Source organism: Agrobacterium sp. MCAB5, assembly GCF_052114365.1.
Taxonomy (GTDB): domain Bacteria; phylum Pseudomonadota; class Alphaproteobacteria; order Rhizobiales; family Rhizobiaceae; genus Agrobacterium; species Agrobacterium tumefaciens.
In genome coordinates this window covers 765,022-780,342 of record NZ_JBFREP010000001.1, presented here as the reverse complement: position 1 = coordinate 780,342, position 15,321 = coordinate 765,022, and the positions used below count along the sequence as shown (strand labels likewise).

At 59.5% G+C, this 15,321-nt stretch carries 20 protein-coding genes; 8 read left to right on the top strand and 12 right to left on the bottom strand.

The features are described from left to right. Positions 1-119: 119 nt before the first annotated feature. A complete protein-coding gene (locus AB4Z23_RS03805; protein WP_421477930.1) occupies positions 120-1,001 on the bottom strand; it encodes a branched-chain amino acid aminotransferase in 882 nt (293 codons plus the stop codon). 393 nt (positions 1,002-1,394) lie between these two features. Here AB4Z23_RS03805 and tam point away from each other — a divergent pair, with 393 nt between their 5' ends. Then, complete coding sequence (tam, locus tag AB4Z23_RS03800; protein ID WP_421477929.1) at positions 1,395-2,165, top strand: trans-aconitate 2-methyltransferase; 771 nt, start codon at positions 1,395-1,397, stop codon at positions 2,163-2,165. A 108-nt stretch (positions 2,166-2,273) separates the two neighbouring features. Here the strand turns inward: tam and AB4Z23_RS03795 are convergent, their stop codons facing one another. Both AB4Z23_RS03795 and AB4Z23_RS03790 read right to left on the bottom strand, forming a co-directional pair. Then, positions 2,274-2,642: a VOC family protein gene (locus AB4Z23_RS03795; RefSeq protein WP_112681523.1), complete on the bottom strand. Its 369-nt coding sequence runs from the start codon at positions 2,640-2,642 to the stop codon at positions 2,274-2,276. Between the two features lie 49 nt (positions 2,643-2,691). After that, a complete protein-coding gene (locus AB4Z23_RS03790; RefSeq protein WP_111783243.1) occupies positions 2,692-3,402 on the bottom strand; it encodes a helix-turn-helix transcriptional regulator in 711 nt (236 codons plus the stop codon). A 186-nt stretch (positions 3,403-3,588) separates the two neighbouring features. Here AB4Z23_RS03790 and AB4Z23_RS03785 point away from each other — a divergent pair, with 186 nt between their 5' ends. Next, positions 3,589-4,416, top strand: coding sequence for an aldo/keto reductase (locus AB4Z23_RS03785; protein ID WP_421477928.1), 828 nt, complete (start codon positions 3,589-3,591; stop codon positions 4,414-4,416). A 22-nt stretch (positions 4,417-4,438) separates the two neighbouring features. On the opposite strand, the gene AB4Z23_RS03780 is transcribed toward AB4Z23_RS03785, so the two are convergent. From AB4Z23_RS03780 to AB4Z23_RS03770, 3 genes are all read right to left on the bottom strand, one after another. Beyond that, positions 4,439-5,050 carry a LysE family translocator gene (locus AB4Z23_RS03780; RefSeq protein WP_038490223.1) on the bottom strand — a complete coding sequence of 204 codons (612 nt, stop codon included), beginning with the start codon at positions 5,048-5,050 and terminating at the stop codon, positions 4,439-4,441. Positions 5,051-5,175: 125 nt separating this feature from the next. Next, the gene (locus tag AB4Z23_RS03775) at positions 5,176-5,982 is read right to left on the bottom strand and encodes an AraC family transcriptional regulator (protein ID WP_421477927.1); all 807 of its coding nucleotides are present in this window, start codon (positions 5,980-5,982) and stop codon (positions 5,176-5,178) included. 70 nt (positions 5,983-6,052) lie between these two features. Beyond that, complete coding sequence (locus AB4Z23_RS03770) at positions 6,053-6,811, bottom strand: SDR family oxidoreductase (protein WP_013635667.1); 759 nt, start codon at positions 6,809-6,811, stop codon at positions 6,053-6,055. A gap of 103 nt (positions 6,812-6,914) precedes the next feature. On the opposite strand from AB4Z23_RS03770, the gene AB4Z23_RS03765 reads away from it, so the two are divergent. Beyond that, a complete protein-coding gene (locus AB4Z23_RS03765; protein WP_013635666.1) occupies positions 6,915-7,346 on the top strand; it encodes a winged helix-turn-helix transcriptional regulator in 432 nt (143 codons plus the stop codon). Positions 7,347-7,355: 9 nt separating this feature from the next. Here AB4Z23_RS03765 and AB4Z23_RS03760 read toward each other — a convergent pair whose 3' ends face one another. After that, positions 7,356-7,748: a hypothetical protein gene (locus AB4Z23_RS03760; protein WP_003511926.1), complete on the bottom strand. Its 393-nt coding sequence runs from the start codon at positions 7,746-7,748 to the stop codon at positions 7,356-7,358. Positions 7,749-8,059: 311 nt separating this feature from the next. Between AB4Z23_RS03760 and AB4Z23_RS03755 the strand changes: the two genes are divergently transcribed. Continuing rightward, the gene (locus tag AB4Z23_RS03755; RefSeq protein WP_013635664.1) at positions 8,060-9,622 is read left to right on the top strand and encodes a helicase HerA-like C-terminal domain-containing protein; all 1,563 of its coding nucleotides are present in this window, start codon (positions 8,060-8,062) and stop codon (positions 9,620-9,622) included. A gap of 60 nt (positions 9,623-9,682) precedes the next feature. Here AB4Z23_RS03755 and AB4Z23_RS03750 read toward each other — a convergent pair whose 3' ends face one another. Together AB4Z23_RS03750 and AB4Z23_RS03745 are read right to left on the bottom strand one after the other, a co-directional pair. Beyond that, positions 9,683-10,033, bottom strand: coding sequence for an Atu4866 domain-containing protein (locus AB4Z23_RS03750; RefSeq protein WP_013635663.1), 351 nt, complete (start codon positions 10,031-10,033; stop codon positions 9,683-9,685). A 14-nt stretch (positions 10,034-10,047) separates the two neighbouring features. Beyond that, positions 10,048-10,770, bottom strand: a complete 723-nt coding sequence (locus AB4Z23_RS03745) for an SDR family oxidoreductase (RefSeq protein WP_038490210.1) — start codon at positions 10,768-10,770, stop codon at positions 10,048-10,050. A 122-nt stretch (positions 10,771-10,892) separates the two neighbouring features. Here AB4Z23_RS03745 and AB4Z23_RS03740 point away from each other — a divergent pair, with 122 nt between their 5' ends. Then, positions 10,893-11,789, top strand: a complete 897-nt coding sequence (locus AB4Z23_RS03740) for a LysR family transcriptional regulator (protein WP_025592731.1) — start codon at positions 10,893-10,895, stop codon at positions 11,787-11,789. 46 nt (positions 11,790-11,835) lie between these two features. Here AB4Z23_RS03740 and AB4Z23_RS03735 read toward each other — a convergent pair whose 3' ends face one another. The 3 genes from AB4Z23_RS03735 to AB4Z23_RS03725 form a co-directional block, all read right to left on the bottom strand. Continuing rightward, positions 11,836-12,618, bottom strand: coding sequence for a VOC family protein (locus AB4Z23_RS03735; protein ID WP_421477926.1), 783 nt, complete (start codon positions 12,616-12,618; stop codon positions 11,836-11,838). A 100-nt stretch (positions 12,619-12,718) separates the two neighbouring features. Next, positions 12,719-13,207: a DUF1579 domain-containing protein gene (locus tag AB4Z23_RS03730; RefSeq protein WP_003511919.1), complete on the bottom strand. Its 489-nt coding sequence runs from the start codon at positions 13,205-13,207 to the stop codon at positions 12,719-12,721. A 26-nt stretch (positions 13,208-13,233) separates the two neighbouring features. Next, entirely contained in the window at positions 13,234-13,962 is a 729-nt protein-coding gene (locus AB4Z23_RS03725; RefSeq protein WP_003511917.1) for a DUF899 domain-containing protein, read from the bottom strand. Positions 13,963-14,112: 150 nt separating this feature from the next. On the opposite strand from AB4Z23_RS03725, the gene AB4Z23_RS03720 reads away from it, so the two are divergent. From AB4Z23_RS03720 to AB4Z23_RS03710, 3 genes are all read left to right on the top strand, one after another. After that, on the top strand, positions 14,113-14,559 hold the full coding sequence (locus tag AB4Z23_RS03720; RefSeq protein WP_013635660.1) for a MarR family winged helix-turn-helix transcriptional regulator: 447 nt from the start codon (positions 14,113-14,115) through the stop codon (positions 14,557-14,559). A 101-nt stretch (positions 14,560-14,660) separates the two neighbouring features. Beyond that, positions 14,661-15,083: a YciI family protein gene (locus AB4Z23_RS03715; RefSeq protein WP_038490203.1), complete on the top strand. Its 423-nt coding sequence runs from the start codon at positions 14,661-14,663 to the stop codon at positions 15,081-15,083. 25 nt (positions 15,084-15,108) lie between these two features. Further along, positions 15,109-15,297, top strand: a complete 189-nt coding sequence (locus AB4Z23_RS03710; protein ID WP_019564143.1) for a hypothetical protein — start codon at positions 15,109-15,111, stop codon at positions 15,295-15,297. Positions 15,298-15,321 lie beyond the last annotated feature (24 nt).

The following is a 15,321-nucleotide window of genomic DNA, read 5'->3' as shown; positions in this document are numbered from 1 at the left end:
TGGCCCTGATCGAAATACGTGTCAGCTTTGCCCACCAGACAGAAAATCACATTCGATTTTCGTCCGTAACGATGCGCAGATTAAAGAGAGTCAGAGCGTCCGGCGGGACGCACGGCGCTCTAGACGTCTGCGCCGAGACGTGCCCAATCCATGTAAAGATCGAGCGCCTTGCGGGCGACCGGACCTGCCTGCAATACGCGGTCATCCAGTTTCACAACAGGGGAAACCTTGGAATAATTGCCCGAGCAGAAGATTTCATCCGCGCCGCGGAAATCCTCGACCGACAGGGTCGCTTCGCGCACTTCGAAACCGGCCTGGCGCAGAAGGCTCATCACCCGCGAACGGGTGATGCCGGCAAGGAAGGTGCGGTTCGGAACCGGGGTGAAGACGACGCCGTCCTTGACCATGAAGACGTTGGACGATGCCGATTCAGCGACATTGCCGTTCATGTCGCACATCAGGGCGTTGTCGAAACCGCGTGCACGGGCTTCCAGAATGGCACGGCCGCTATTGGGGTAAAGGCTACCGGCCTTGGCATCCGTCATCGCGGTTTCCGGTGAAGGACGGCGCAGCGGCGAGACGGTGAGTGTCAGCGATGCGCCGGCATTCATCGGCGCTTCGAAAAGGCACAGCGCAAAACGGGTGGAATTGGCATCGGGCGCGACGACGCTGCCCGGCGAACCGTGTTCTGCCCAATACATCGGCTTGATGTAGATTTCGGTCTTGCCGTCGAATCTATTGACGCCTTCCAGCGCCAATGCCTCGATTTCTTCCGCCGTCATGGTCGGCTTCATGCCCATGTTGGTGGCCGAGCGGTTGACGCGCTGGCAATGCAGATCGAGATCGGGAGCCACGCCATCGAACCAGCGCGCGCCGTCAAACACCGTGGAGGCCAGCCACATGGCATGTGAGGTCGGGCCGATGAGCGGCGGATTGCCGGGCAGCCATTGACCATCAACATAGGTCCAGGTGGTTGATCGGGGTGCGGTATCGACGGTCATGACTGTCTCCTGTCTTGAGCATCTCCGCCTTTCTGCAAAAAGCGAAAGAGCTCCATCTTTTTCGTCCTGCCACATTGCCGCACGCAAAACCGCTTCGCACTTTTGCTGGCAATGCTCTGAAATCGGCGGGAGTGAATGCCTCTGACCGGGTGAGGTCAAGTTTTAATTGCCGCCATGTCTTATTTTGACGGAAAATAACAAATGCATGCCCTGACAAAGACGTTTTGTGAGGCGAAACAAAAGGTTGATGAATAGATCCATCACAATAATTCATGCATTGGATGATGGCGGGGGGATTTCGCCCATGCGATGCTGGCAGTCTGACGGCGCTTGCAACGCCCCTTACCATTCTTGTTCGCCGATCCGAATGCAACACGTCAGCAGGAGAAAATCATGGCATGGTCCGCCCAGCAATATCTGAAATTTGAAGACGAGCGGACACGCCCGGCAAGGGATCTTCTGGCGCAGGTGCCGCTGGAGCGCGTACTGAACGGTTACGATCTGGGCTGCGGCCCGGGCAATTCCACCGAGCTTTTGACCGGTCGTTACGGCGTCAACGTCATCACTGGCATCGACAGCGACGACGACATGCTGGAAAAGGCGGCGGACCGGCTGCCCAACACCCGTTTCGGCAAGGCCGATCTCGGCAACTGGCGGCCCAGCCAGAAGGCGGACCTGCTTTATGCCAATGCGGTGTTCCAATGGGTGCCGGATCATCTTGCCGTTCTTTCGCAGCTGATGGACCAGCTGGAAAGCGGCGGCGTGCTTGCCGTGCAGATGCCTGACAATCTGCAGGAGCCGACACATCGCGCCATGGAGGAAACGGGAGCAGACGGCCCCTGGAAGGACAAGTTTGCGGATGGCAGATTACGCCGCAAACCCCTGCCCGCGCCATCAGCCTATTTCGATGCGCTGACACCGAAATCCGCGCGGGTGGATGTGTGGCACACCATCTACAACCACCCCATGAAGGATGCGGAAAGCATTGTGGAATGGGTGAAGGGCACGGGTCTGCGCCCCTATCTTGCCGCCGCCGGGGAGGAACACCGCGAGGCCTTCCTCAACGACTATACCAGGCGCATCGCAGCCGCCTATCCGCCCATGGCGGACGGCCGGCTGCTGTTGCGTTTTCCGCGCCTGTTCGTGGTGGCGGTGAAGAAGTAGCGTAGTTTTCGCCTCCCCTCATTCCTGTGCCTGTCACAGGGATGAGGAGAACTTAGAGTACGACATGGCTACGACACTATTTAGCCAATCGGCCTCAACGCATTATCTCTAACCCGCGAAGGCGTAGACCCTTAGACGATGGCCGTCGGGGTCGGCCGCAGTGAATGTGTAGCCGAAGTCCATCGTGCCGGGCTGCTGCAAAATGGCGATGCCCTTTGTCTTCCAGTCGGCGAAGGCTTCATCCACCTGCGCACCGCTTTCGACGCGGAAAGCAAGCTCGCCGCCACCGCCCGTTAACGATGCCTTCGGCTCCACCGTATGCCTTGACCAGAGGCCGAGCTTCATGCCGTTTTGAAGCACGAAAAGGGAGAATGTCGGAGAGGCTTCGACCGGCTCTGCGCCGAGCAGGGCTTTATAAAATTCCGTGCTGGCCGGCGGGTTGTCGACGTAGAGAATGGTGAAATCGGGGTGGGTCATGGCTGTTCTCCTTGAGTTGCGGATGAACAGGTTCTAGCCTCCCGTGCTGTCAGTTTTTGTCAGCATGATTTTGTTGCCGTCGCTGTTTTTCCCGCTCGCGCCAGTCCTTCAGCAGGGACTGGCGGCGGCGGGGATAACGCTTGTCCAGAGGGTTGAAGCTCTCGATGCGGTCGGCCCGGAAACTGCGGAAATCCTGCCGCGTCTCGCACCATGCCAGCACCACCCGCACCAGATCGAAAAAAGCGAGCGCGAAGGGCCAGATCACCCGCTCCGTCAATTCTCCCTTCTCGTCGCGATAGGTCATCACGACCTTGCTCTCCTTGCGAATAATATCGCGAATGGCGGCGAGATCGACGTGGATGGTGGCCATGGCCTGCCCGGGGCCGACAAGCAGGGTGGAATTATCGAGTTCCTCACGCAGGGCATCGGGCAAAACGGCGGCGATCTTGACGAGTGCGGCGCGGGCGGCCTGCGCCAACCCCTCATCGGCACGGCCCGCGACCCATCGCGACCCGAGCACAAGCGCCTCGATCTCCTGCTGCGAGAACATCAGCGGCGGCAGCAAAAAACCGGGACGCAGCACATAACCCACACCCGCCTCGCCCTCGATGTCAGCACCCTGCGCCTGAAGCGTTGCTATATCGCGGTAAAGCGTGCGCAGGCTGACGCCGGTTTGCGCGGCCAGCGCCGTACCGCTGACCGGCATGCGGTGGGCGCGCAGGATCTGCAACAGATCAAGAAGCCGTTGTGAGCGCGACACGCGTGGTTCCTCCACATTCCGATCATGCCATCTACGACGTTTCGCCATCGACTGGTAGCCTCGCGCACAGCGCCTCGCAATGGCGAGACGCTTGAAACCAATGGCGCGGACACCAGTTAATAAAAGACCGATTCCCCATCCGGCAGTCCTTGCCGGCCATGTTTGCAATAAACAGGAGAGACATGCATGTATGACGTCAACGCGAATGGCGCGAACATTCCCGCCCTCGGTTTCGGCACCTTCCGCATTCCGGAAGAGGATATCAGGCGCATTTTGCCGGAGGCGCTGAAACTTGGTTTCCGCCATGTCGATACGGCGCAGATCTACAAGAATGAAGGTGCGGTTGGCGAAGTGATCGCGAAGTCCGGCATTTCCCGGCACGATATTTTCCTGACCACCAAGGTCTGGGTCGACCGCTACCGCCACGCTGATTTTCTCGCCTCCGTCGACGAAAGCCTGCAAAAGCTGAAGACGGATTATGTCGATCTCCTGCTGCTGCACTGGCCTAAAAGCGATGTGCCGCTGGCGGAAAGGATCGGCGCGCTGAACGACGTGCGCAAGTCCGGAAAGGTGCGCAATATCGGCATTTCCAACTTCAACGTGGCGCTGACGGAAGAGGCGGTCAAACTCTCCGACACGCCGCTTGCCACCAACCAGATCGAATACCACCCCTATCTGGACCAGACGAAGGTGATTGCGGCCGCGCGCAAACACGGGCTTTCGGTCACTGCCTATTATCTGATGGCGGATGGCAAGGTGCCCGACGATTCGGTTCTGAAGGATATTGGTGCAAGGCACGGCAAGACGGCCGCACAGGTGGCGCTGCGCTGGGCGGTGCAGCAGCCGGATGTCGTGGCGCTCTCCAAGACCGCAACCGAAAGCCGCCTCAAGGAGAATTTCGACATTTTCGATTTTGCGCTCTCGGAAGAGGAAATGCAGGCGATCCACGCGCTTGCCAAACCCGATGGCCGCATCGTCAACCCCGGTCACCTCGCACCCGACTGGGACGATTGACAGCGTGGAACCCGGTCCGGTCTCACCGCTGCGTCAACGCCAGTTTCGCCCCGAGCGCCACAAACGCGGCGGCGAAACTGCGTCTCAGCCAGGTGAGCACGGCCGGGCGCGCCACAACCTGCCGCCTGACCGAGGCGGCAAAACAGCCGTAAAGCGCAAAGACCAGAAACGTCATGGCCATGAAGATCAGCCCGAGATCGACCATGCGCCACGTCGGAGAAACCTCTTCCGGCGCGATGAATTGCGGCAGGAAAGCAAAAAAGAAGATCGACAGTTTCGGGTTCAGGAGATTGATGAGGATAGCCTCACCGATGACCCGCCCTGCCTTGCGGTGCTCCTGCTTGTCGTCGATCTTCAGCGCCCCATCTTCCCGAAGCGTGTTCCACGCCATGTAGAGCAGGTAGGCGACACCCAGATATTTGATCACGCCGAAGGCAAGGGCGCTCGCGTGCAGAATGGCGGCAAGTCCGGTGATGGCGGCCAGCAGATGCGGCACGATGCCGAGCGTGCAGCCGAAAGCCGCGACGACGCTCGCCTTCGACCCTTGGGACAGGCCGGCGGCCAGCGTGTAAACCACGCCTGTTCCGGGAGAAGCGGCGATGATCAGGGATGTGATGAGGAATTCGGGCGTCATGGTTTCTGCAGGTCCTGTTGAATGGAGGACAGGAGCGTGACTGTGTCCGACGCGGGGGTCTTGGATGAAATTGCAGCGTTGAGGCTTGGAGGCTCGCGTCTGTAGCCCTATTATCCCAACCTGCGCTACGAAACGGCCGCCCTATACGCCGCAGGCGTCACCCCGAACTGCCGTACGAAAAACCTGTTCAAATGGCTCTGGTCGGAGAAACCGGCGAAAAACGCGACATCGGCGGGTGGAGCACCCTTCGCCAGCGCACCCCGTGCCAGATGCAGGCGTCGCTGCAAAAGGTAGCTGTGCGGCGTCAGCCCCGTGGTCTTGCTGAAGGATCGCAGGAAGCGAAACTGACTGATGCCGGCCTCCTGGGCCAGATCGGCAAGACGGAACGGCCGGGCGGGATCGTCGTCGATCCTGCTTTTCGCGCGTCTTATGCTATCGGGCGCTGCCGTCTCGCGTGGTGTTGCCACCGTTTCCATTGCACCCACGAGCAGCATAAGCAGGGTCTCGTCGCAGCGAAGGGTGTCACCCGGGCGATGAGTTGCCGTCACGGCTGAAAAAAGCGCGCGGAACCGGTCCGCCAGAGGCCTCGTATCGACGGGATAGGCGAATTCGAAAAAGCCGTGATCCTTTTCGATGATATCGGCAATGGCGGCCTGCACGATATCGATGTCGAGATAGATCATCCGCCAGGCGCGCCCGCCCTCTCCCAGCGGAATGCCGTCATGAACCTCACCCGGATTGACGGTGATGACATCGCCGGCTTCAGCCTCCACCATGCCGCGCCCGCTCAGCGATTTCTGCGCGCCGCGCTCCACAAGGCCGATGCCGAACTGGTCGTGCATGTGACGTGGAAAAGAGCGGTCGCTATCCGCAACCACGGCAGCAATACCGGGCATGGCGGTTTTCGGCATCAGGAATTGACGGCTGCCCATGAAAAGCTGGCGCTCCCTTTAAAGAGCGCCACGCTATCACAGGCGATGCCTCCGATACAGGGCCGGGCCTTTACGGATGCATGCCGTTGACCATCGAAAACACCTGATCAAAATTGCCGTTCTGCGCGGCGAAACGCAGCGGCTTGCAGCGTTCCACAACCACTTCTTTCTCATCCGGGCGACCGCCGAGAATGTCCATCACTTCCGAAATGAAGGCCTCGAGCGGCATGGCTCTTTCGTCGCTTGCCTGGCCTTCCCCCATCAGCGTCGTCTGCACATAGGGCGGCACGATTTCGATGACCTCAACCGAGGTTTCTTTCAGCTGTTCGCGAAGTGCGACCGAGTAGGCATGGATGGCCGATTTGGTGGCGCTGTAGGTTGGGGTGACCACCATGGGCACGAAGGCCAAGCCGGAGGATACGGTCAGCACTGTCGCTTCAGGCTGCTTGAGGAAATGCGGCAGCAGCGCCGCCGTCAGGCGAATGGGCGCCAGAAGGTTGGTGGCGATAGTTTCCTCCGCCGTGTCCAGATAGTCCGGGGCCGAGGCGATGTCCTCCGGCCGCATGATGCCGGCATTGTTGATGACGGCGTTGAGCGTCGGATGTGTCTTGATGAGATTGTCGGCGAAAGAGCGGATGCCTTCGGCGTCGGTCGCGTCCATGACCATCGCGGCCATGCCGGGATTGGCGGCCGTTACCTCATCCAGCACATTCTGGCGGCGGCCGGAAATGACGACCTTGTTGCCCAGCCGGTGAAACGCTTCCGCCAGCGCCCGGCCGATGCCGGAGCCGCCACCGGTGATGAGAATGGTGTTGCCTGTCGTTTTCATCGAAAAATCCTCTGCCTGTTGGATGACGGGAAATTAGCGGCTATACTCTCCATTCGTAAGTAGGCACCCAAAAGAATTATACTTACCCAAAGGAGAGTGTAAGATGAAACGGTATGCCGCCGATCCCATGATCGAGAACAGGCGCAAGTCTCCGCCGCCCACGGAAACCGATCCGGTCATCGAGGCGCTGGTTGAGGATATCATCGCGAAAGTGGCGGACAAATGGACGATGCTGATCCTTGAGGTGCTGGAAGAGCATGGCACGCTTCGCTTTACGCAGATCGGCAGGCTGGTCGGCACCATCAGCCAGAAGATGCTGACGAAAACGCTGAGGCAGATGGAAAGCGACGGACTGGTGCGCCGCACCGTGCACCCCGTCATTCCACCGCATGTGGATTATGGCCTCACGTCTCTCGGAGAGACCCTTGGCAGCGCCTTTTGCGGCGTGTGGATATGGGCGGAAACCCACCATGCGGAAATAGAAGAGGCGCGGCGCCGGTTCAATGAACAGCCGCCGCGCCCCGCTATCGAATAAAATGTCACCTTACGCGAACTGGCTGAGGCCCGGAACCGAAGCGATCACCTGATCGACAGTCTCATCGCCCGCGTGCTGGCGAGCAACGGCGATGGTTTCCTTGGCGAGCGTGGTGATTTCGCTCATGCCGATGCCCTGGCTCATCAGCTGCTGGCCGAGACCCATGATGCCGCCGCCGCCGATCGCGCTCATCAATCCGCCCAGCAGACCGCCGCCACCAGCGCCCTCGCCATTATACTGTGCCACGAGATCGCTGGCACCCGGAATGGCTTCGATCATGCGGGCGATCGGACCATCTGCCGCCTCGCGCTGGAGAAAACCCAGAATCATGCCAACAGCCTTTTCGGCCAGCGCAGGGTCTATGCCCGCCTTTGCGGCGATCTGGTCAACGACTTCGTTCATTCTTGCCTCCTGTTGAAAAACGACGCCAACACCGAATAACTGACGTTAACGTCAACGTAAAACAATCTCATGCCGCATTCAAGCGGGCGGCAGGCGGGTGCGGCAACTTTCATGAAGCGGTTTTTCTTCATCGCCATCAAGCAGTTGTTGCGCCTTGAAACTGTCCTTATAAGATCATCACAACCATACTATGAAAAGGCCGCTTTGGCAGTAGCGGCCAGAGGGTGCCGTAAAAGTTCAATTCGGACATGACCATCTTCAAATCGATCGCGATTTAAGGGGCATGCATCAGTCGCAGGAGAAAATGGTCGATGTTGCAGGACGGACAGATCTATATCGGGACCAGCCGCAATCCGGACGACAGCCTGAACAAGGGTGAATATCTGGAGCTGAAATTCGGCAACCGCCACGGCCTGATCACCGGCGCAACGGGCACGGGCAAGACCGTGACCCTGCAGGTTCTTGCCGAAGGTTTCTCGCAAGCCGGCGTTCCCGTTTTCTGCGCCGATATCAAGGGCGACCTTTCCGGCATCGCCGCCCAGGGCGAAACCAAGGACTGGGTGCAGAAACGTGCCGAACAGATCGGTTTCACGGATTTTTCCTATGGCAAATCGCCGGTGATCTTCTGGGATCTCTACGGTGAAAAAGGCCATCGCGTGCGCGCCACCATTGCCGAAATGGGCCCGCTGCTGCTGGCGCGACTGATGGATGCTTCGGAAGCCCAGGAAGGCGTGCTCAACATCGCCTTCAAGATCGCCGATCAGGGCGGGTTGCCGCTGCTCGATCTCAAAGACCTGCAATCGCTGCTCAACTACATGGGCGAGAATGCTAGTGCGCTGTCCAGCCAGTTCGGCCTGATTTCCAAGACCTCTGTCGGTTCACTGCAACGCGGGCTGCTGGTTCTCGAACAGCAGGGTGCCGCAAACTTCTTCGGCGAGCCGGCGCTGAATATTGCCGACATCATGCGCGTCGGCACGGACGGGCGTGGCACGGTTTCAGTTCTCGCCGCCGACAAGCTGATGATGAACCCGCGCCTTTACGCCACCTTCCTGTTGTGGATGCTCTCGGAGCTCTTCGAGGAACTGCCGGAAGTGGGCGACCCGGAAAAGCCGCGTCTGGTGTTCTTTTTCGATGAGGCGCATCTGCTGTTTAACGACGCGCCAAGGGTGCTCGTCGAGCGCGTAGAGCAGGTGGTGCGGCTTATCCGCTCCAAGGGTGTGGGCGTCTACTTCGTGACGCAGAACCCGCTGGACGTGCCGGAAACCGTTCTTGCCCAGCTGGGCAACCGCGTGCAGCATGCGCTTCGCGCCTATACGCCGCGCGAGCAGAAGGCTGTGCGCACCGCAGCCGATACGTTCCGCCAGAACCCCGCCTTCAACACAGCCGACATCATCACCACGCTCGGTACGGGCGAGGCTCTGATTTCGACCCTGCATGACAAGGGCGCGCCCTCCATCGTCGAGCGCACCCTTGTGCGGCCGCCCTCGGGCCGCGTCGGGCCGCTCACCGATGCCGAGCGCAAATTGCTGATGGATACCGGCCCGCTTGCCGGTCAATACGACAGGGATGTGGACCGGGAATCGGCCTTTGAAATCCTCAACGCACGCGCCCAGAAGGCTGCGGAAGCCGAAGCCGCCAAGCGCGCGGAAGAGGAAAATGCCTCCAGCCAGTCCGACAGTGCCTCGGGACGCTGGCGCCTGCCCGGTTTCGGCGACGAGGAACCCACAAAGGCCTCCACCACCGGCGCCCGCAAGACGAGCGGTTATCAGCGCGAAACCGTGATCGAGGCGGCAATGAAAAGTGCCGCCCGCTCGGTTGCCACATCCGTGGGCCGCGCCATCGTGCGCGGCATACTGGGAAGCCTGAAGCGTTAAAACAGATAATCCGCCCGGCCTCGATCAGCCGGACGGATTTTTTCCTGTTAGCGTGACGGTTCAAGGCTCGCGATAGAAAATCATGCCGCCGTGGTAAAGCACATCGTCGATGAACTCGCCATCGGCGGTAAAGCCAGTATCATCCCAATAGTCGATATGGTTGCCCCTCACCTCGTAACGCCCCTGATAGGCGCTTTTGCGTTGGCCGCGCGCCTCGTCGTAGCGGCCATCAGGCAAAAGCTCCTGACGGATATGGCCGTCGCCGGTGACCCACATGCCGATATAGGGGTGGCTTTCGGTCTGGGCCATCTTGTCCATATTCCCTTTCACGGCACGATCCTCCTGATGGTGGCCGGTATCGGCGGCGGCCGTTGCGAGTACAAGGGCAAGCGATGTCGAAACAATCTTCATTGGCCCGATCCTCCCTATGCGGCGGTCGGGCGGACGACGATTTCATTGACGTCCACGTCGTCGGGTTGTTCGATGGCATAGCGGACTGCGCGGCCAATGGCGTCCGGCTTCAATGCTATGGCTCGGTAGCTTTGCATCAGCTCCGCAGCGGCCGGATCGGTGATGGTGTCGGCAAGTTCGCTTTCCACCACGCCGGGATGAACGCAGGTGACCCGCAGGTCGCGGTTTTCCTGTCGCAGCCCGTCCGAAATCGCCCGCACCGCAAATTTCGTCGCGCAATAAACGGCAGCCGTGGGCGAAACGGCCAGTGCGCCGATGGAAGCGATGTTGACGATGTGGCCGGAAGCACGCGCGGTCATCTCAGGCAGAACGGCGGCGACGCCATAAAGCACGCCCTTGATGTTGACGTCGATCATGCGGTCCCATTCATCGACCTTGAGGGACGACATCAACGATAGTGGCATGATGCCGGCATTGTTGACGATGACGTCGATCCGTCCGAACGCCTTGCGTCCCGCCTCGGCAAAATCCTCGACACTCTGCCTTTCCGTGACATTAAGGGGATGGACGACAACCTCAGCGCCCGTTTGGCGCAGTTCGTCGGCCAAAGCCTGCAAACGGTCCATGCGGCGCGCACCCAGAACCAGTTTCGCGCCTGCAGCGGCAAGTTCTCTGGCGATACCCTCACCTATCCCGCTCGACGCACCTGTTATGAGAATAACTTTGTTCAATGTCATGGCTTTCTCCTTGGCTTTACGGCCCGCTTTTTCGAGAGGAGGCCGTTGCAGGAAAGATAAAGCTTTGCCATTGTCGTGATAATTACCTTAATTATAACCTCCATGGATAGATTTACTAACCAATGAATGTTGATCTCAACGCGCTTTCCACCTTCTGCATGGTTGCCGAGGAACGCAATTTTCGGGCTACGGCGGACAGGCTCGGCGTAACACGGTCAGCCGTCAGCCAGACCATCCGCAGGCTTGAAGAAACGATGGGGATAGCGCTCGTTCAGCGCACAACGCGCAGCGTTAGCCTGACGGAAGCGGGGCAACAGCTTTACGCCGATGTTTCGCCATCCATCGGCAACCTCATGCAAGCGACACAGGCCGCCTCTTCCCTGAGTGGAATGCCTCGGGGGCAATTGCGGCTTGCCGTTTCCTCGATAGCGGAGCGCTTCTTGTCCGGGCCATTGCTGGCGCGCTTTGCTGAAATCCATCCGGAAGTGCAACTCGATATTGTCGTGACGGATGAGGAATTCGATATCGTCGCCGAACATTACGATGCCGGCGTGCGTCTGGGGGAGCTGATCGCGCAGGATATGATTGCCGTTCCGGTTTCCGGGCCGCAGCGGCAGCTCGCCGTCTGTTCCCCGCAATATCGAGATCGCGTCACCTTACCGACGCAGCCGCGCGAACTGATCCATCACAGATGTATCGGCTGGCGGCCTCGTCCGGACGTTGCGCCATATCGGTGGGAATTTGCCGAAAACGGCCGGGAATTCGCGGTCGCTGTCCAGCCGGACTTCACCACCAACGACATGCAGTTGATGATAAAGCTGGCCTGTGCCGGCGCCGGCATCACATTCGGCATGGAAGAGACCTTCCGTCCCTACCTGGAGAGCGGCCAGCTTGTTTCCATGCTGGAGGACCATTCTCCGACTTTTGCGGGTTTTTATCTCTATTATCCCAATCGACGTCATCTTGCGCCGAAGCTCCGCGCCTTTATCGATCACGTTCGGCTACCGAGAAACCGGTAATCTGCCGGAGTAGCCTCCGGCAGATCGGTATATCAGCCCAGAAGGGTTACTTCTTCTGCGACAGCAGCGAGAAGAAAGCGCCCTGCGGGTCCTGGCAATTGACGATCCAGCTCTCGCCGGGAACCTCCATCGGGCCGTTGACGACCTTGCCGCCACCGGTGCTCACCCGGGTGATGGCGTCATCGATGCCGTCGACGTTGAAATAATAACCCCAATAACAGGTGGGCGCACCCGCCATGCATTTCATCATGCCGCCGACGACCTTGCCGTTATGGGCGAAGATGCGATACGGGCCCATTTCTGCGCCCATGTCAAAATCATGGTCCTTGGTCCAGCCAAAGACCTCACCGTAAAAGGCTATGGCGTCGTCGACATTGTTGGTGGCAAGTTCGTACCAGCCGACGTGACCCGGCAGGTTCTGCGTCTCCTGCGGAAATTCGCCGGTTTCCATCGGCAGCGGCGTCATGATGCACAGAACCGCACCGGAAGGATCAGCCACCACGGCGAAACGGCCGATCTCCGGGATATCCTGCGGCGGACGCCTGACCGAACCGCCCTTTTCCGCGAAAAGTTTTGCCGTGGCGTCCACATCGTCAACGCCGACATAACCGGTCCAGTTGGGCGGAATACCCTGGCCCTTGTGTTCTTCGGTCAGTTCCATGATGCCGCCCATGCCTTTGCCATCGGCTTCCAGCACCAGATAGGGCATTTCCGGCGAACCGAAATCCTTGGTCTGCCAGCCGGCGACATGACCATAGAAGCGGGCACCCTGCTCCATGTCAGGCGTCATCAGTTCAACCCATATGAATTTTCCGTGTGTATCGGACATCGAATCTCTCCGGGGTTATGGCGTCATTTTTCTGGCGATCAGCCGCCGCAGGACGCGGCAGCACATTATTCGGCGTGATCGGGCAAATTCCGGCGGGGCGTCATGCCTTGCGCTGGAACTCCGATGTCATGAAGGTCTTGAAACTGCCATCCGGCTGCCGGACGCTGCCGGAAAAGCTGCGGTTATTGTCGTCGTGCAGCACCAGCACGTCTCGATAGGTATCGATGCGGCCGGAACCGTCAAAGGCCGGTCCTTCCGCTTCGAGTGTCAGGGTCTTGCCGTCGTCTTCCAGCCAGCCTTTGTAGACCCAGAGATTGGTCATCATCGACCCCACCCAGGTGCCGACGAAATGGCCCTTGGCAGGGTCGAAACCCACGGTGATGACAGCCGTCATCTCCGTCCCGTCAGGCATCTTGCCGGTGCCGTGCCCGATGATCCACAGCCCGCCGATGGAGCTGACGGTTTCGGTGAACCGCTGGGCGGGATCATCGGGATCGTATCCCTCATGGCCGGAACTGGCGGTCATGACCCAGTCGCCGACGATCCTGCCCAGGAACGCGTGTTCCTTCTGCGGCTTGGCATTTTCCATTGTCGTCTCCTCCTCCTCGTCCTATTTCAGTGGCAGCAAGACGCAGCCTTGGGCTCGTCCTCGTACTGGTCGTGCCGGCGCACCCAATCCATTACACCCTCTTCATTACGGCCTTTTGGCACCAGATCGAGCAGCATCAATGTACCGAGCGTCTCTTCCATGCCGCGGGCATAGGCGGAATAGCTATGGTAAATCCTGCCGTCCTCGCCCTTGGCGAAAATGCTGACGCCGTGCAGGTCCTTCAGGTCGCCCATCGGCTCGATCTCACGGTAATTGTAGGTGATCGCCCCGCTCTCGATATCCTCATCACGGAAGGAGGCCTGATAATCATAGTTGAAGTCGCTGCCGTTGGCCGAGACCCAAGGGAATTTCCAGCCCATGCGTTTTTTATAGGCCTCGATCTTTTCGAGCGGTGCGCGCGAGACCGCAACGAAACCCGCATCGCCGTGCTTCAGGTGAACCATCGCACCATCGACATGGTCGGCGAAAAAGGAACAGCCGGTGCAGCCCTCCTCCCAGTCGGGTGCCAGCATGAAGTGGTATACGATGAGCTGGCTGCAATTGCCGAAGAGTTCCTTCAGCGATTTCGGGCCGGACGGCGCGTCGAAAATATAATCTTTCGTCACCTCTTCCCAGGGCAATGCGCGGCGCGCCTCGTTCAGCCTGTCGCGCGCGCGGGTCAATTCCTTTTCCTTCACCAGCAGATCGCGGCGGGCCGCAAGCCACTCCTCATTCGAAACGACGGGATGAGACATGATCTTTCCTCCTTGGATCCGTCTTTCACCACGGCACCGCTCCGCTTCCATGGTGGGCGCCGCCTGTGTCTGCATTGAAAGCCAGGAAAACCGTCAGCAAGGCGACAGGTTCCGCTTGACTAATTACGTTGATATCAATGTATATAGTCCATGTCAAACGCCAGCGTGATTCCTTTTTCGGCAACTCTTTTAGTGCGGGACTCCTGTCTTTGCCTGCATGCGCAACGTGCGGCGCGGGCGCTGGCGCGGCTGTTCGATAACGCATTGAAGCCCGTGGGCATCAACAACGGCCAATTTTCCCTGCTGATGTCGCTCAACCGGCCGGAGCCGCCGCCGATGGGGCCGGTCGCCAATCTTCTGGCGATGGACCGCACGACGCTGACGGCAGCGCTGAAGCCACTGGAGCGGCGTGGGCTGGTCAGTATCGAGCAAGACCCGAAGGACAAGCGCGGCAAGCGGCTGCGGCTGACGGTGGAAGGCATGGCCGTACTCACCGCCGCCTTCCCCATCTGGCAACAGACCCACGCCGAAATCGAGGCCCGCATCGGCAGCGGCGACCCCGACCGGCTGCGCCGCGACCTCATTGATCTCGGCTGACGGGAAAAGCGGCATATTGCCACTTTTACCCGTGAAAATGTCATCTACCCGTCGTGCCGGACGGTGAAACTAACGAGGAAGACGCAACAAGGGAGGAAACCATGCGTGTTATCGTTTTCGTAAAGGCCACCCGCAGCAGCGAGGATGGCATAATGCCGACCACCGAACTGATGGAAGCCATGGGCAAGTTCAACGAGGAACTGGTCAATGCCGGCATCATGCTTTCCGGTGATGGCCTCCACCCCTCCTCCAAAGGCAAGAGAGTTGTTTTCGATGGTGACAGCCGCAGCGTGATCGACGGCCCCTTCCCGCACACCAACGAGCTGGTTGCCGGCTTCTGGCTCTGGAAGGTGAAGGACATGGATGAGGCCGTGGAGTGGGTGAAGCGTTGCCCCAACCCGATGCTGGAGCGCAGCGAAATCGAAATCCGCCCGATGTTCGAAATGGAGGATTTCGGCGACGCGGTGACACCTGAAATCGCCGAACATGTGGAAAAACTGCGCGAGCGCGTGGCAAAACAGTAAGGGCGCCGCGCTTGAGGGCTGGAGAATGCGGGTCGCCATATTCTCCGGCACCACCCTCCTCTTCAAAAGCCATTGCCTCGAACCCCTGCCGCTGTTAATTGTTGGATGGTTGAACACGTATCAAGAAAGGAGGCTTCGCATGGATATTTCCTGCTTCTGGCGCAACCGCCAGATCTGCCACCTTTTTGCCCTGCAGACGCGTTTGCAGGGCTGACCGGAACACCAAAACTCTGGTTTG

Excerpts from the sequence above, each read along its gene's own strand:
- AB4Z23_RS03805 (WP_421477930.1), bottom strand. The coding sequence starts at position 1,001 with ATGACCGTCGATACCGCACCCCGATCAACCACCTGGACCTATGTTGAT.
- tam (WP_421477929.1), top strand. The coding sequence starts at position 1,395 with ATGGCATGGTCCGCCCAGCAATATCTGAAATTTGAAGACGAGCGGACA.
- AB4Z23_RS03795 (WP_112681523.1), bottom strand. The coding sequence starts at position 2,642 with ATGACCCACCCCGATTTCACCATTCTCTACGTCGACAACCCGCCGGCC.
- AB4Z23_RS03785 (WP_421477928.1), top strand. The coding sequence starts at position 3,589 with ATGTATGACGTCAACGCGAATGGCGCGAACATTCCCGCCCTCGGTTTC.
- AB4Z23_RS03780 (WP_038490223.1), bottom strand. The coding sequence starts at position 5,050 with ATGACGCCCGAATTCCTCATCACATCCCTGATCATCGCCGCTTCTCCC.
- AB4Z23_RS03775 (WP_421477927.1), bottom strand. The coding sequence starts at position 5,982 with ATGGGCAGCCGTCAATTCCTGATGCCGAAAACCGCCATGCCCGGTATT.
- AB4Z23_RS03770 (WP_013635667.1), bottom strand. The coding sequence starts at position 6,811 with ATGAAAACGACAGGCAACACCATTCTCATCACCGGTGGCGGCTCCGGC.
- AB4Z23_RS03765 (WP_013635666.1), top strand. The coding sequence starts at position 6,915 with ATGAAACGGTATGCCGCCGATCCCATGATCGAGAACAGGCGCAAGTCT.
- AB4Z23_RS03760 (WP_003511926.1), bottom strand. The coding sequence starts at position 7,748 with ATGAACGAAGTCGTTGACCAGATCGCCGCAAAGGCGGGCATAGACCCT.
- AB4Z23_RS03755 (WP_013635664.1), top strand. The coding sequence starts at position 8,060 with ATGTTGCAGGACGGACAGATCTATATCGGGACCAGCCGCAATCCGGAC.
- AB4Z23_RS03750 (WP_013635663.1), bottom strand. The coding sequence starts at position 10,033 with ATGAAGATTGTTTCGACATCGCTTGCCCTTGTACTCGCAACGGCCGCC.
- AB4Z23_RS03745 (WP_038490210.1), bottom strand. The coding sequence starts at position 10,770 with ATGACATTGAACAAAGTTATTCTCATAACAGGTGCGTCGAGCGGGATA.
- AB4Z23_RS03740 (WP_025592731.1), top strand. The coding sequence starts at position 10,893 with ATGAATGTTGATCTCAACGCGCTTTCCACCTTCTGCATGGTTGCCGAG.
- AB4Z23_RS03735 (WP_421477926.1), bottom strand. The coding sequence starts at position 12,618 with ATGTCCGATACACACGGAAAATTCATATGGGTTGAACTGATGACGCCT.
- AB4Z23_RS03730 (WP_003511919.1), bottom strand. The coding sequence starts at position 13,207 with ATGGAAAATGCCAAGCCGCAGAAGGAACACGCGTTCCTGGGCAGGATC.
- AB4Z23_RS03725 (WP_003511917.1), bottom strand. The coding sequence starts at position 13,962 with ATGTCTCATCCCGTCGTTTCGAATGAGGAGTGGCTTGCGGCCCGCCGC.
- AB4Z23_RS03720 (WP_013635660.1), top strand. The coding sequence starts at position 14,113 with ATGTCAAACGCCAGCGTGATTCCTTTTTCGGCAACTCTTTTAGTGCGG.
- AB4Z23_RS03715 (WP_038490203.1), top strand. The coding sequence starts at position 14,661 with ATGCGTGTTATCGTTTTCGTAAAGGCCACCCGCAGCAGCGAGGATGGC.
- AB4Z23_RS03710 (WP_019564143.1), top strand. The coding sequence starts at position 15,109 with ATGCGGGTCGCCATATTCTCCGGCACCACCCTCCTCTTCAAAAGCCAT.